Source organism: Pseudomonas sp. WS 5010, assembly GCF_012985565.1.
Classification (GTDB): domain Bacteria; phylum Pseudomonadota; class Gammaproteobacteria; order Pseudomonadales; family Pseudomonadaceae; genus Aquipseudomonas.
On sequence record NZ_JAAQWQ010000005.1, the window covers coordinates 647,497 to 661,605 of the forward strand.

A 14,109-nucleotide genomic window follows, 5' to 3' on the forward strand; every position below is an offset into this window, starting at 1 on the left:
ATGAAAGCCAAGGCTGATGCGCCTTTCGTACCTCTTAACATCGCTGTACTGACCGTCAGCGATACCCGCACCCTGGAAACCGATACCTCCGGGCAAGTCTTCGTTGACCGCCTGCTCGCGGCCGGCCACCGCCTGGCCGAGCGGGTACTGCTCAAAGATGACCTCTACAAAATCCGTGCGCAAGTGGCGCACTGGATCGCCGAGGACGTGGTGCAAGTGGTGTTGATCACCGGCGGTACCGGCTTTACCGGCCGCGACAGCACCCCGGAAGCTGTCAGTTGCCTGCTGGACAAGCAGGTGGATGGGTTTGGCGAGCTGTTCCGGCAGATCTCGGTGGCCGATATCGGCACCTCCACCGTGCAGTCCCGCGCCCTGGCCGGCCTGGCCAATGGCACCCTGGTGTGCTGCCTGCCGGGCTCCACCAACGCGGTGCGTACCGGTTGGGACGGGATTCTCGCCGAACAACTGGATGCCCGCCATCGCCCGTGCAATTTTGTGCCGCACCTCAAGCTGGCCGAACCGTGTGAATCCCGTGGATAAGCCGGGCAAGACCGGCGCGTTGATGCCGGTAGAAGAAGCACTTGAGCGCTTGTTGAACATGGCCGAGGCCGCGCCAATCCGTGAGCAGCAATACCTGCCATTGGCTGAGTGCGACGGGCGCGTATTGGCTGAGGCGCTGGTCTCCACCCTTGACCTGCCGCCCTGGCCCAACAGTGCGATGGACGGCTACGCCTTGCGCACTGCCGATTGGACGGGTGAGCCGCTGCCGGTGAGCCAGCGTATTTTCGCCGGGCAAGCCCCGGAGCCCCTGGCGGCGGGGACCTGCGCGCGGATCTTCACCGGCGCCCCGGTCCCGCAAGGCGCCGACTGCGTAGAAATGCAGGAAAACGCCGAGGTGCAAGCCGACCAGCGCGTGCGCTTCACCCAGGCGCTGCACGTAGGGCAAAACATCCGGCCCAAGGGCCAGGAGACTACGGTCGGCGAAGAAGTCCTGACGGCGGGTACGCGGCTCGGCCCGATTGAACTGGGCCTGGCGGCCTCCCTGGGGCGCGACCGCCTGGCGGTGGTGCGGCGCGTGCGTGTGGCGGTGCTGTCGACGGGCGATGAATTGATCGAGCCCGGCCTGCCGTTGGGGCCGGGGCAGATCTACAACAGCAACCGGCGGGTGTTGTGCAGCTGGTTGCAACGCCTGGGTTGCGAGGTGATCGACGCGGGTATCCTGCCCGATGACCTGGAACTGACCCGTACCCGCCTCGGCGCACTGGGTTCGGTGGACCTGATTTTGTCCACCGGCGGGGTCTCGGTGGGAGAGGCGGATTTCCTCGGTATCGCACTGCGCGAGGAGGGCGAGCTGGCCTTGTGGAAGCTGGCGATCAAGCCTGGCAAACCGCTGACTTTCGGCCACTTTCGCGGCGTGCCGGTGATCGGTCTGCCGGGGAACCCGGCGTCCACCCTGGTCACGTTCGCCCTGTTGGCACGGCCATACCTGTTGCGCCGCCAGGGGGTCGAGGTGGTGCAGCCCCTGCGTTTCGAGGTGCCGGTAGGGTTCGTCTGGGCCAAGCCGGGCAACCGTCGCGAATACCTGCGCGGGCGCCTGGAGCAAGGGCGGGCGGTGATCTACCAGAACCAGAGTTCTGGTGTATTGCGCAGCGCCGCCTGGGCCGAGGGTTTGGTGGAAGTACGGGAGGGCAGCACCTTGGCCATCGGTGACCGGGTGAATTTCATTCCCCTGAGTGAAGTGTTGGGCTGAAGAATTAATTTACAGCCCAATGGCTTTTTTCTGACTGCTGAAGGTCAACATCCCTCAGGTCCCCTCCAAAGATAGGAGCTTCACCCCATGAGCAAACCCAAGGCACTGTTGATTCTGCACGGCAAGCAAGCCCTCAACGAAGACGTGCGGGCGGCAGTGCAAGGCAAGCGCGAGCAGGGGTGGGAGCTGGCGGTGCGTGTCACCTGGGAGGGCGGCGATGCCCAGCGCCTGGTAGGTGAAGCCCTGGATGCCGGCTACACACGCCTGATCGCGGGCGGCGGCGACGGCACCTTGCGCGACGTGGCCGAGGCCATGGCACGCGCCAAGACTGACGCCAGCCTGGTGCTGATGCCCCTGGGCACCGCCAATGACTTCGCCCGGGCGGCCGGGGTGCCGCTGGAGCCGCGCCTGGCGCTGGAGCTGCTGGACGTGGCGCCGCAAGCCATCGACCTGGGGGAGGTGGGCGGGCAGGTGTTCCTCAATATGGCCACCGGCGGCTTTGGCAGCCAGGTTACCGCCAACACCTCCGAAGACCTGAAAAAGGTATTGGGTGGCGCGGCCTATCTGTTCACCGGCCTGTCGCGTTTCAGCGAGCTGCGGGCCGCCTATGGGGAACTGGTGGGCCCGGACTTCCATTGGCGCGGCGAGTTGCTGGCCCTGGGCATCGGCAACGGTCGCCAGGCCGGGGGCGGCCATGAGCTGTGCCCGGGCGCCCTGGCCGATGATGGCCTGCTGGATATCAGCATTCTGCCCGCGCCCCAGGAAGTGGTCGGCACCTTGCGCAGCCTGATGACCGACGGCTGGGGCCTGGACAACCTGTTCGTACGGGCACGCCTGCCGTGGGTGGAGATCAAGGTGGCCGAAGGGTTGGACATCAACCTCGATGGAGAGCCGCTCAAAGGCGATGACCTGCGTTTTTGCGCCTTGCCCAAGGCCTTGCAGGTGCACTTGCCGGTGGATTCGCCGTTGCTGGCTAATCGTCCAGGCTGATGATTTGTTCGCGCACGGCAAACAGCACCAGGCCGGCCACATCGAAAATCTGCAAGCGCTTCATGATCTGCGAGCGGTGGGCTTCCACGGTCTTGATACTCAGGCCCAGGCCGTGGGCGATTTCCCGGGTGGACTTGCCGCGCACGATCAGGCGCAGGATTTCCAGCTGGCGTGCCGTCAGGTTGTGGCGCTGTGTAGGAGGTGCCGGGTGGGACTGGCTGTGGATCAAGGCCTGGTTGATCACCGTGTGGGCGATCGCCGGGCTCAGGTAGCGCTCGTTGTTGCGCAGTGCCAGCAGCGCGTGTTCCAGCTCATTGGCGGTGGTGTCCTTGAGCAGGTAGCCGTGGGCACCGGCCTCCAGGGCCCGCATGATCAATTGCGGGTCGGTGTGCATCGAAAGGATCAGCACCTTGCTCTTGGGGTAGGCGTGCTTGAGTTGCTGCAGCGCATCTAGGCCGCTGGTGTGCTTCATCGACAAATCCAGCAGGACGATATCGGGCTGCAAGGCGTCGAATTGTGCGAGCACTTGCGCGCCGTCGTTGGCTTCGCCAATCACCGCATAGCCGGGGATATCGAGGATCAGCGCGCGCACGCCGGCGCGGATCAGTGCGTGGTCATCTACCAGGAGTAAATTGCAGGTCACTCTAGAACCTTAGGGGGACTGGCCCGCTCGAGGGTGCGCGGCGCCCAGGGGAACAGCGCTTCGATCCGCGTGCCAAAGCCGGGTTGGCTATTGACCGTCAGCAGGCCGCCCAGTTGATCAATGCGCTCGGACATGCCCGCCATCCCGCTTTGCCCTGCAAGGCCTGGGTCGGTGGCGGGCGAGAAGCCCTGGCCGTCATCGCTGATAAACAGCGAGAGCCCCTGGGGCAAGCGTCGCAGGCGCACCAGCAGGTTGCGCGCCTGGGCGTGGCGCAGCATGTTGGTCACGGCCTCCTGGGTAATACGGAAGGCTGCCACGGCCATCTCTTCCGGAATCCCGGTCAGGCGTTGCTGGCATTCCAGGCTCCAGTGCACCGGGGTGTTTTCCAGGGTCTTGAGCAGGTGCGCGCGCAGGCTCGCTTCCAGGCCCAGGCTGGTGAGTTGCCGTGGGTTGAGAATGGCCGACACGTCGCGCACTTTGGCCAGGGTTTCGTTGAGGGTGTTGCACAGTACGCCGCACTGTTCCTGCAATTCTTTCGGGAGGCGGCGCTGCAGCCAATCGCTTTGCAGCTTGGCGGCGGTCAGCAATTGGCCGATATCGTCGTGCAATTCGCGGCTGAGGCGATGACGCTCGTTTTCCTGGACCTGCAACAGGCGGTCGGCCAACTCCTGGGGCTGGAACTTGATCGATTTACGCGAGCGCCATCGCTGCAGGCCCGCTGCGGCCAGGGCGGCGAGGTTGAGCAGCAGCAAAAATATCGGCAGCGGCGCTTCGTGGGCATACACCCACAGGCTGACCAGGGTCGCGCACAGGCACAGGCCAAGCGTGACCCAACGGGTAGTGCCCGGGGAGACGAACCTGGCGATAAGTGACTTGGGGCTGGCGTACATAGCAGATGGAGCCGATGGAGGTTCGCTGCGGGTAGACCGGTCATGACCGCTGGCCGGGCTCTGTTTGGAAAGCGAGTGAGTTGGGTGTTGGTTCGAGGGGCTTCTCGGATTTTCTTACATCTGGGGCAGCCACGTCGAGCGCGGTAATAGTACCACCAACAATTACCGTTGGTCGCCTGTGCAGTACTTAGTTCAGCGAGCTCAAGTTGTACTATTAAACGAGACTTGCATCGTTATTACCAATACAGGCTTATTGATAGTTGGCTGGCTAAATACCTTCCGCAGACTTAGTTGGTCGCCCGCTGGCGGCCCGGCTTAATCGCACGAAAGGTTTAGGAGGCGCAGTGCAAGGATTGGCGAAAGTGCGTGCCAGCGTCCTTCTGGGGAATCTGCTGGGCAACGGTTTCAATCAAGATGGTTTGCTCGGCGTCGTCCAGGCTGAGTTTACCGGTCTTGATATCGATCAATTCCAACTGCCAGGCCAGTAGCGTCAGGCAGTCATGCAGGGCGGCAAGTGCCGCGTCGTGGAGTTGCATCGGGCTTTGGGCGTTGCTGATCAGGTCCTGGATGTGCCGGGAAAAATTGCCAATGGCTGGCAGCGCCATGGCATCGGCTTTTTCGGCAAGTTTGACCAAGCTGCTTTTCATGCAATCGATGGCGTCGTTATCGTTGCGGATCAAATGCAGGTGGCTCAGGCATTCCTCTGACTTGGCCAGCAGCATTTCTGCCTCCAGGAGGAACTCGGGAAGTGCGTCTTGCCACTCTTTACCGTCGTTCATCATGAAAGTCTCCACAACATACGGTCAGATAATGAGATGTAGCACCGTAGCAACGGCTTCAAACTAGCGCCGAAATATGACCGGAATCTGTAGTTCGTTTCTGAATTTTGAGTAGTACTTTTATTTGAGTGATCAGCGTCGCGATGGCTGGCGCTGCGTGCAGTGGAAACAACCAGGGGTGTTCGCATGACTTCGATTGCCCAGGCGATAACGCCTGGAAGGCCCTTGGGCCGCGGGCTTGCGATAGCAAACAAAAGCCTGACTCCATTCATGCAATGAGAATGGCGTCACATTAATGGCTATTGGATATTGCGAATATCAGGTTGGACCTGATTGCGACTAGGGGAATCCCCTAGATGGCGGAACCTTGTGACCGTTTGAGGGTCTGGCGACGCCGCTTGACTCTCGGATGGGAGGTGATGCCAGTAAAGCATGATGTCAGTGTGACATCAATGCATTTACGTGGCATTTTACCCAGGGTCAAGGTCTGGCGCCGTCTGCCGATAACCTTCTCCAGTAGGCAGCAAATCTTTCAGCACACCCAGGAGTCTTCAATGGCTGGCATTCTCGACACGGTAGATCAACGCACGCAATTGGTGGGTGAGAATCGCCTGGAGATCCTCATGTTTCGCCTGGCCGGGCGTCAGTTGTTCGCGATCAACGTGTTCAAGGTGCAGGAAGTCCTGCAGTTGCCCAAGCTGACCCTGATGCCACAGCGCCACCCGTTTGTCTGCGGCGTGGTCAACCTGCGCGGCCAGACCCTGCCGGTGATCGACCTGTCCCAGGCCATCGGCATGCGTCCGCTGGTGCCGGGGCCCAACAGCACCATTATCGTTACCGAGTACAACCGCTCGGTGCAGGCCTTCCTGGTGGGCGGCGTCGACCGCATCGTCAACATGACCTGGGAGTCGATCCTGCCTCCGCCGGCCAGCGCCGGTCGCCAGCATTACCTCACGGCCATCAGCAAGGTGGATGAGCAGTTGGTAGAAATCATCGACGTGGAAAAAGTCCTCGCCGAGATCGTGCCCTACAACGCCAAGGTCTCCCGGGAAAAACTCGAGGACCCGGTCCTCGAACGTGCCCGTGGCCGCGAAGTGTTGCTGGTGGATGACTCCAACGTGGCCCTGTCGCAACTGCGTGACACCCTGGGTCAACTGGGGGTGAAGATGCATATCGCCAGTGATGGCCTCAAGGCCTTGAACATGCTCAAGGCGTGGGCGGACACCGGCCAGGTAATGACCGACAAGTTGCTGATGATCTTCACCGACGCCGAAATGCCCGAGATGGACGGCTACCGCCTGACCACCGAGATCCGCAACGACCCGCGCCTGCGTGGCCTCTATGTGGTGTTGCATACCTCGTTGTCCGGCAGCTTCAACGATTCGATGGTGAAGAAGGTCGGTTGCGACAACTTCCTCTCCAAATTCCAGCCCGACAAGTTGGTGGATGTGGTGCGCCAGCGCCTGATGCTGGACGAAGTCCCAGCCTGATACCTTCTGGCCACGTTGCCGACCGGGGAAGTTTTGATTCTGGCAGCGTGCTCGTATAGGGTGACGTTTTTGTTCACAGGAACCCAGGCTCATGCTTCGTCTCAGCGCGTTGTATCGGTACCCCTTGAAGTCGGGCAAGGCAGAGACCTTGGCGCATATCGGCCTGGATAAACTGGGGCTGGACGGGGATCGACGCTGGATGTTGGTGGACGAGGCCAGCGGGCGCTTCCTGACCCAGCGCGCAGTAGCGCAGATGAGTCAGTTGTCGGCCCTCTGGAACGGCGCTGGAGGCCTGACCTTGAGTGCTGCTGGCCAGCCCACGCTGGACGTGGCATTGCCCGGCGCTGACGCCGAGTTGCGCGGTGTGACCATCTGGCGCGACACCCTGCGGGTTCCCGATGCCGGCGATGAAGCCGCGCGCTGGGTCAGCGACTTTATCGGCAAACCGACCCGCCTGGTGCAGGTGCCCCTGGAGCGCGCGCGCACCACGGCGGCCGGCTATGGCAAGGATGATGACCAGGTGGCATTCGCCGACGGTTTCCCGCTATTGCTGATCGGCCAGGCGTCCCTCGACGACTTGTCGCAGCGCATCGGCCGGCCCATGGAAATGCTGCGCTTTCGCCCCAACCTGGTGATCGAAGGCAGTGAGGCCTTTGCCGAGGACGGCTGGAAGCGCCTGCGCATCGGGGAGGTGGAGTTCCGGGTGGTCAAGTCCTGCTCGCGGTGCATCCTCACCACCATCGACCCGGCAACGGGTGAGCGCAGCGCCGACCGCCAGCCGCTGGCGACCCTGGAAACCTACCGCAAGGAGCCCGATGGTGTGATGTTCGGCCAGAACCTGGTCAATGACGGGGTGGGCCACCTGGAAGTCGGTATGCCGGTGACGATCCTCGAATAACCCAGGCCCTATGAAAAATGCCCGTCTCAGCGAGACGGGCATTTTTTTGTGCGCGGGAAAGGCTTAGCCGCGGTATTCGCACAGGTAGGCGGTGTCTACAGCCACCTTGAGCTGGAACTTGCTGTCGGCAGGCACATTGAACTGGCTGCCGGCGGCGAAGGTTTCCCAACTGTCGCTGCCTGGCAGCTTGACGGTCAGCGCGCCCGAGACCACGTGCATGATTTCACGCTGGGCGGTGCCGAACTCGTATTCACCCGGGGCCATGACGCCGATGGTCGCCGGACCTTCTGGGGTGCCGAAGGCGATCGACTTGACGGTGCCGTCGAAGTACTCATTGACTTTGAACATGGGTGAATCCTCGAAAAAAGGGGCAAGAAAGGTCGGCCAGTATGCCTTCTACACGGGCAAAATCAACGGCAGCAAACGCGCCGTATTGCGCGCATCTTCCAGTGCCCGGTGTTGCTGGCCGTTGAACTGCATGCCCGCCAGTTGCAAGGCGCCATTGAGCCCCAATGGCTTGTCCAGGCGCCGGGCCTTGGCGAAGCGTTGCTTGAGGTTCACATGGGGCGTCTGGGCCAGCACGCTGGCCAGGCCATGGCGCTGCCACTCCAGTTCCAGTTGCTGGCGATCATAGTCGCCCCAACTGGCCCAGCTTTCCAGGCGCGGATGATGCTGGCCCAGCCAGCGCTCAAACAGTGGCCAGACCTCGGTCAAGGGCGCCGCGCTGTCGATATTGGCCTGGCTGATGTGCGTCAACTGGCGGCAGAACGGCGTCAACAATGGCCGGCGCAAGGGCCGCACGAAGCGCTGGAAATGGTCCAGCTCGCGGCCCTGGCGGTTGACCAGGCTCACGCCGATCTCGATGATTTCCATCTCCGACACGGGCCAGCCGCCGTCATCCGTTGTGGCTTCAAGATCAATAATCAGCCAATCAGGCATCGCAGGTTCCCGTACTCATCCCTTTCTGATGGGGATAGAGCGTAGCCAAGCCTGGTAGTTCCGCCCAGGGCTACTCGATCTGCAGCAATACCTGGCGATTACGCACTTGATCGCCGGCGGTGACTGCAATGGCCTTGACCACCCCATCGATCCCTGCCTTGAGCGGGTGCTCCATTTTCATCGCTTCAAGCACCAGCAACAGTTGGCCCTTGCTCACCACATCCCCCTCCTGCACCTGCAGCAGGGTGATGGCACCGTCCATCGGCGCCTTGACCGTGCCGCTGCTGGCGGCCTCTTCCCGACTGGCCACGGTTTGCGTCTGGTTGCTCACGCACAGGCTGTGACCTGAGTACAACAGCCAGAGCTGGGAGCCGTGCTGGTGATAGGCAAGCCGCCGCCGGATGCCGTTGATGACCAGGCTGGCCCAGCGCCCGTCGCTGCCCTTGATGTGGATATCGACAGCGCCGACTTGCACGTGATCCTGCGCCAATACCCGCACGCTGACCTCATGACGCTGCTCATCAACACCCAGGCGATAGGTCCAGGGCACGCTGGCATTGTTGCGCCAGCCCGCCAGGGCAGGGTGATGCGCTGCCGCGCTGTGCCGATAGAACAGTGCGGCGGCCACTGCCAGTTGTTCGTCGCTGATGGCGGGGCGGGCAATGTCGCTGAAGTGTTCGGCGATGAACCCGGTGCTGAAATCCTCCGCGACAAACTGCGGATGCTCGAGCAAGTCCACCAGTAAGCGCTGATTGCTGGCAATCCCCAGCAGCACGCAGTCCTGCACCGCGCGCAGCAGCTTGCGCCGCGCCTCTTCGCGGGTGGCGCCGTGGGCGATGATCTTGCCCAGCATCGGGTCATAAAACGGGCTGATGCGCTGGGAGGCCAGCAAGCCATGATCGACCCGCACCCCGGCCGCCGGCTCCCAGCGCAGCACCTCGCCGGTTTGTGGCAGGAAACCCTGGGCCGGGTCCTCGGCGTACAGGCGCACCTCCATGGCGTGCCCGCTCAGCGTCACTTGCTCCTGGCGCAAGGGCAGGGGCTGGCCGGCGGCGATTTGCAGTTGCCAGTCCACCAGGTCCAGGCCGGTGATCAGTTCGGTGACCGGGTGTTCCACCTGCAGGCGGGTGTTCATCTCCAGGAAATAGAAGCGTCCGTCCCGGTCCAGCAGGAACTCCACGGTGCCGGCGCCGACATACTCCACGGCGCGCCCGGCCTTGAGCGCCGCTTCGCCCATGGCCTGGCGCAGCTCGCTGGTCATGACCGGGCAGGGCGCTTCTTCGATGACCTTCTGATGGCGGCGCTGCACCGAGCAATCACGCTCGCCCAGGTAGATCAGGTTGCCGTGGGCGTCGCCGAACAGCTGGATTTCCACATGGCGCGGCGCGATCAGCGCCTGCTCCAGAATCAGTTCGTCGCTGCCAAAGGCATTGAGGGCCTCGGAGCGTGCGGTATGCAGTTGTTCGAGCAACTGCGCAGCCGTGTGCACCAGGCGCATGCCGCGCCCGCCGCCGCCGGCACTGGCCTTGATCATCAGTGGGTAACCGATGCGCTCGGCTTCGCTTTGCAGGGTGGCGTCGTCCTGCGCGCTGCCCTGGTAGCCGGCAATACACGGCACACCAGCGGCGAGCATGGCGATTTTCGACAGGCGCTTGCTGCCCATCAACTCGATGGCGTGGGCACTGGGCCCGATGAACACCAGGCCGGCGGCGAGGCAGGCCTTGGCGAACTCCGGGTTTTCCGAAAGAAAGCCATAGCCTGGATGCACCGCGTCCGCGCCGGTGAGGCGTGCGGCCTCGAGGATGGCCGGGATGTTCAGGTACGACTGCTGCACCGGGGCTGGGCCGATGTTCACGGCTTCGTCGGCCATGTGTACGTGCAGGGCGTCGGCGTCGGCCTCGCTATAGACCGCCACGGTGCGGTAGCCCAGGGCTTGGGCGGTGCGCTGGATCCGGCAGGCGATTTCGCCGCGGTTGGCGATCAGTATTTTATTGAAACTGGGCATTTTCGCTCCCTGTTTGATTGGTTGCGCAGGTGCGGGCTTGTGTGGGAGCTGGCTTGCCCGCGATTGCATCATCTCGGTATCCCTGACAGACCGAGCTGCCCGCATCGCAGGCAAGCCAGCTCCCACAGGGAATGTGGTGTTTTCAAGATCAACTCACCCACCTGGCCTTGCGCTTCTCCACAAACGCCCGCGTCCCCTCGATTCCTTCTTCCCCCGTCACCGCGTCAGCAAACCAATCGGCAGCCTGGTCCAGCAGCAGTTCCAACGGTTGATCCAGGCTCTGGAGCAACAGCGCCTTGGTCTGCGCATTGGCGCGCGGTGCACAACGCAATACCTGCCCCAACACCTCATCCAGGCGCTGCGCCAACCCTTGGGGGTCATGCTCGACAAAATGCACCAGCCCCAGGCGCTGCGCCTCGACCCCGTCAAACCGCGCCGCAGTCAGCGCCAGGCGCCGGGCCTGGGTCAGGCCGATGCGCCGCACCACAAACGGCGCAATCTGCGCCGGCAGCACGCCTAAACTGGTTTCCGGCAAGCCGAACTGCGCCTGGTGATCGGCGATGGCGATGTCACTGACACACGCCAGGCCAAACCCACCGCCCAGCACCGCGCCCTGCAACACCACAATCACCACCTGCGGCAGGGCTTCGACTTCCTGCAACAGCGCGCCAAACACCCGGTTCAGATCACGCAAGCCTTCACGGCTGCCCGCGCCGCTCATGTCCTTGATATCGCCGCCTGCACAGAAGTGCCCGCCGGCGCCGCTGATCACCAATGCCCGCACCTGCTCGTCAGGCGCGACATCCGCCAGTACTGCGCGCAGTTCGCTGACCATCTGCACGCTCATGGCATTGCGGCTCTGCGGGCGGTTGAGGGTGATGTGCAGCACGCCGTTGTGCGGTTCCAGCACCAGGGTTTCACAGGCCTTCACGACTTTTTCCCCGGCAGCGTGCCCATCAGTTTGCAGATGATCCCCAGCATGATCTCGTCGGCGCCGCCACCAATCGAAACCAGCCGCACATCGCGATAGGCGCGGGCCACCGGGTTGTCCCACATAAAGCCCATACCGCCCCAGTATTGCAGGCAGCTGTCGCTGACTTCGCGGCCCAGGCGCCCGGCCTTGAGCTTGGCCATCGAGGCCAGCCGCGTCACGTCCTGGCCCTTGATGTATTGCTCGGTGGCCTGGTAGACCAGCGCGCGCAGGCATTCGATCTCGGTGGACAGCTCGGCCAGGCGAAAGTGGATCACCTGGTTGTCGATCAGGGCCTTGCCGAAGGTCTGGCGTTCCTTGCAGTAGGCGATGGTGCTGTCGACGCAGGCCTCCAGGCCCTTGATCATATTGGCCGCGCCAAACAGCCGTTCCTCCTGAAATTGCAGCATTTGCATCATGAACCCCGCGCCTTCATGGCCGATGCGGTTGCGCTGGGGCACGCGCACATCATCGAAAAACACCTGGGCGGTTTCCGAGCTGTGCATGCCGAGTTTTTCCAGGGGCGGGCTGACGCTGATCCCGGGGGTGTTCATCGGCACCATGATCAGCGACTTGTTGATATGGGGCTTGCCGTCCGAGGTATTGGCCAGCAGGCAGATAAAGTCGGCGCTGGGGGAGTTGGTGATCCACATCTTGCTGCCGTTGATCACGTAGTCGTCGCCGTCCTTGCGGGCGTGAGTTTTCAAGCCGGCCACGTCGGAGCCGGCACCGGTTTCCGAGACGCCGATGCAGCCCACTTGTTCGCCGCTGATGGCCGGGCGCAGGAATTCGTCGCGCAGTTCATCGGAGCCAAAACGTGCGAGGGCCGGGGTGCACATATCGGTCTGCACGCCGATGGACATGGGGATACCGCCACAGCGAATGGTGCCGAACTCTTCGGCGGCGACAATCGAGTAGCTGTAGTCCAGGCCCATGCCGCCGAACTTCTCAGGCTTGGAAATGCCCAGCAGGCCGAGGTCGCCAGCCTTGCGGAAAATCTCGTGGATGGGAAAGCGCCCGGCTTTTTCCCAGTCGTCGACGTGGGGGTTGATCTCGCGTTCGACAAAACCCCGTACGGTACGGCGCAGCTCTTCGTGTTCCTGGGTGAAGATCATTTTTATTGTTCTCCTGATCGTTAAAAGCGCGCGGCGCCGAAGCTGTTGGGTTGCAATTGGCGCACCTGGGCTTGCTGGCAGATATCCAGCAGGTAGCCCAGCAGCGTGCGGGTGTCCCGCGGGTCAATCAGCCCGTCGTCCCACAGGTTGGCGCTGCCATACAGGGCCGTGGACTGGCTATCGAGTCTCTGCGCGGTGACCTGTTCGAGCATGTCGAGCACCTTGGGGTCGGGCACAAGGCCGTCTTTCAACTGCTTGGCCTCGGTGACAATGCGCAGCACCTTGCCGGCCTGGGCGCCGCCCATCACGGCGGTGCGGCTGTTGGGCCAGGCGAAGATAAAGCGTGGGTCCAGGCCACGGCCGCACATCGCATAGTTGCCGGCGCCGTAGGAGCCGCCGACCACCACCGTGAGCTTGGGCACGCGGGCATTGGCCACCGCCTGGATCATCTTCGCGCCGTGCTTGATCACGCCTTGCTGTTCGGATTCGGTGCCCACCATAAAACCGGTGGTGTTGTGGAAAAACAGCAGCGGCGTCTGGCTCTGGTCGCACAGCTGGATAAATTGCGCGGCCTTGCTCGCGCCCTTGGGCGTGATCGGGCCGTTGTTGCCGATAAACCCGCAGGCCCGGCCCTGGATCTGCAAGTGGCCGCAGACGGTGTGGGCATCGAACTCGCCCTTGAACTCCAGGAAGTTGGAGGCGTCGGCGATACGCGCGATGATTTCCCGTACGTCGTAGGGTTTTTTCGGGTCCTCGGGGATCAAGCCCAGCAGTTCCTCAATCGCATACAGCGGCTCGGCATAGGCCCGCGCCGGCTGGGGCGGCAGCCGGTCGTCCCAGGGCAGCAGGCTGACAATCTCACGCACGATACGCACCCCATCGGCGTCGTTTTGTGCCAGGTATTCGGCGGTGCCGGCGGTTTGCGCATGCATCTGGGCGCCGCCCAGTTCCTCGTCGGTGGCCACTTCGCCGGTGGCGGCCTTGAGCAGCGGCGGGCCGGCCAGGAACAGCTTGGCCTTGCCGCGCACCACCACCACGTAATCCGAAAGCCCTGGCTGATAGGCCCCGCCGGCCGTAGCCGAGCCGTGCACCACGGTGATCTGCGGCAGGCCCATGGCCGACATCCGCGCCTGGTTGGCAAAGCTGCGCGCGCCTTCGACGAAAATCTCCGCTGCGTAATTCAGGTTGGCGCCGCCGCTTTCGGCCAGGGTCACCACTGGCAGTTTGTTCTCCATGGCGATCTGTTGCAGGCGCAGGGATTTCTTCAGGCCGCTGGGGGAGATCGTCCCGCCCTTGATTGCGCTGTTATTGGCCACCACCAGCAGGCGCACGCCGCTGACATAACCGATACCGGCAATCAGCCCACCACCGGCGGCGCTGCCGTCCTTGTCGTCGTGCAGCTTATAGCCGGCCAGGCTCGCCAGTTCGAGGAAGGGAGCGCCGGGGTCGAGCAACAGGTTGAGGCGCTCACGGGGCAGCAGTTGGCCGCGCTTGTCGAACTTGCCCTTGGCCTCGGCGGCCTTGTCCAACAGGTTCTGTTCCAATTGGCGCAGGTGGTTGATGGCGCTGAGCATGGCCTCGCGGTTCTGGGCGAACTGCGGGCTGTGGGTGTCGAGTTGGGAGTCGATGACCGGCATGGT

Annotated in this window: 13 protein-coding genes and 1 pseudogene; 5 read left to right on the forward strand and 9 right to left on the reverse strand. The window is 63.0% G+C overall.

All coding sequences use genetic code 11. From position 1 onward, the window contains the following. The 3 genes and pseudogenes from moaB to yegS form a co-directional block, all read left to right on the forward strand. Positions 1-540 (forward strand): molybdenum cofactor biosynthesis protein B, encoded by a 540-nt coding sequence (moaB, locus tag HBO11_RS19925; protein ID WP_029298095.1) that lies wholly within the window; start codon positions 1-3, stop codon positions 538-540. After that, positions 524-1,750: a gephyrin-like molybdotransferase Glp gene (gene glp / locus HBO11_RS19930; RefSeq protein ID WP_169952592.1), complete on the forward strand. Its 1,227-nt coding sequence runs from the start codon at positions 524-526 to the stop codon at positions 1,748-1,750. The genes moaB and glp overlap by 17 nt, the downstream gene beginning before the upstream one ends. An 87-nt stretch (positions 1,751-1,837) precedes the next feature. Then, positions 1,838-2,762: pseudogene (gene yegS / locus HBO11_RS19935) on the forward strand (lipid kinase YegS); the annotation flags it as partial. Here yegS and HBO11_RS19940 read toward each other — a convergent pair. The 3 genes from HBO11_RS19940 to HBO11_RS19950 all read right to left on the reverse strand — a co-directional run bounded on the left by HBO11_RS19940 (position 2,724) and on the right by HBO11_RS19950 (position 5,055). After that, on the reverse strand, positions 2,724-3,383 hold the full coding sequence (locus HBO11_RS19940; RefSeq protein ID WP_169952586.1) for a response regulator transcription factor: 660 nt from the start codon (positions 3,381-3,383) through the stop codon (positions 2,724-2,726). The pseudogene yegS and the gene HBO11_RS19940 overlap by 39 nt on opposite strands. Beyond that, positions 3,380-4,273 (reverse strand): sensor histidine kinase, encoded by an 894-nt coding sequence (locus HBO11_RS19945; RefSeq protein WP_169952583.1) that lies wholly within the window; start codon positions 4,271-4,273, stop codon positions 3,380-3,382. The genes HBO11_RS19940 and HBO11_RS19945 overlap by 4 nt, the downstream gene beginning before the upstream one ends. A gap of 332 nt (positions 4,274-4,605) precedes the next feature. After that, a complete protein-coding gene (locus HBO11_RS19950) occupies positions 4,606-5,055 on the reverse strand; it encodes a hypothetical protein (RefSeq protein WP_169952581.1) in 450 nt (149 codons plus the stop codon). 551 nt (positions 5,056-5,606) lie between these two features. Between HBO11_RS19950 and HBO11_RS19955 the strand changes: the two genes are divergently transcribed. After that, positions 5,607-6,542, forward strand: a complete 936-nt coding sequence (locus HBO11_RS19955) for a chemotaxis protein CheV (RefSeq protein WP_169952578.1) — start codon at positions 5,607-5,609, stop codon at positions 6,540-6,542. A 91-nt stretch (positions 6,543-6,633) separates the two neighbouring features. After that, complete coding sequence (locus tag HBO11_RS19960; protein ID WP_169952575.1) at positions 6,634-7,440, forward strand: MOSC domain-containing protein; 807 nt, start codon at positions 6,634-6,636, stop codon at positions 7,438-7,440. 63 nt (positions 7,441-7,503) lie between these two features. Here HBO11_RS19960 and HBO11_RS19965 read toward each other — a convergent pair whose 3' ends face one another. The 6 genes from HBO11_RS19965 to atuC form a co-directional block, all read right to left on the reverse strand. After that, positions 7,504-7,788 (reverse strand): pyrimidine/purine nucleoside phosphorylase, encoded by a 285-nt coding sequence (locus tag HBO11_RS19965; protein WP_169952573.1) that lies wholly within the window; start codon positions 7,786-7,788, stop codon positions 7,504-7,506. Positions 7,789-7,836: 48 nt separating this feature from the next. Further along, positions 7,837-8,379: an exonuclease domain-containing protein gene (locus HBO11_RS19970; RefSeq protein ID WP_169952571.1), complete on the reverse strand. Its 543-nt coding sequence runs from the start codon at positions 8,377-8,379 to the stop codon at positions 7,837-7,839. Between the two features lie 70 nt (positions 8,380-8,449). Next, positions 8,450-10,384, reverse strand: coding sequence for an acetyl/propionyl/methylcrotonyl-CoA carboxylase subunit alpha (locus tag HBO11_RS19975; protein WP_169952569.1), 1,935 nt, complete (start codon positions 10,382-10,384; stop codon positions 8,450-8,452). 148 nt (positions 10,385-10,532) lie between these two features. After that, on the reverse strand, positions 10,533-11,315 hold the full coding sequence (locus HBO11_RS19980; protein ID WP_169952567.1) for an enoyl-CoA hydratase-related protein: 783 nt from the start codon (positions 11,313-11,315) through the stop codon (positions 10,533-10,535). Next, positions 11,312-12,469: a citronellyl-CoA dehydrogenase gene (gene atuD / locus HBO11_RS19985; protein WP_169952565.1), complete on the reverse strand. Its 1,158-nt coding sequence runs from the start codon at positions 12,467-12,469 to the stop codon at positions 11,312-11,314. Before atuD ends, HBO11_RS19980 begins: the two co-directional genes overlap by 4 nt. A gap of 20 nt (positions 12,470-12,489) precedes the next feature. Then, positions 12,490-14,106: a geranyl-CoA carboxylase subunit beta gene (atuC, locus tag HBO11_RS19990; RefSeq protein WP_169952563.1), complete on the reverse strand. Its 1,617-nt coding sequence runs from the start codon at positions 14,104-14,106 to the stop codon at positions 12,490-12,492. Positions 14,107-14,109 lie beyond the last annotated feature (3 nt).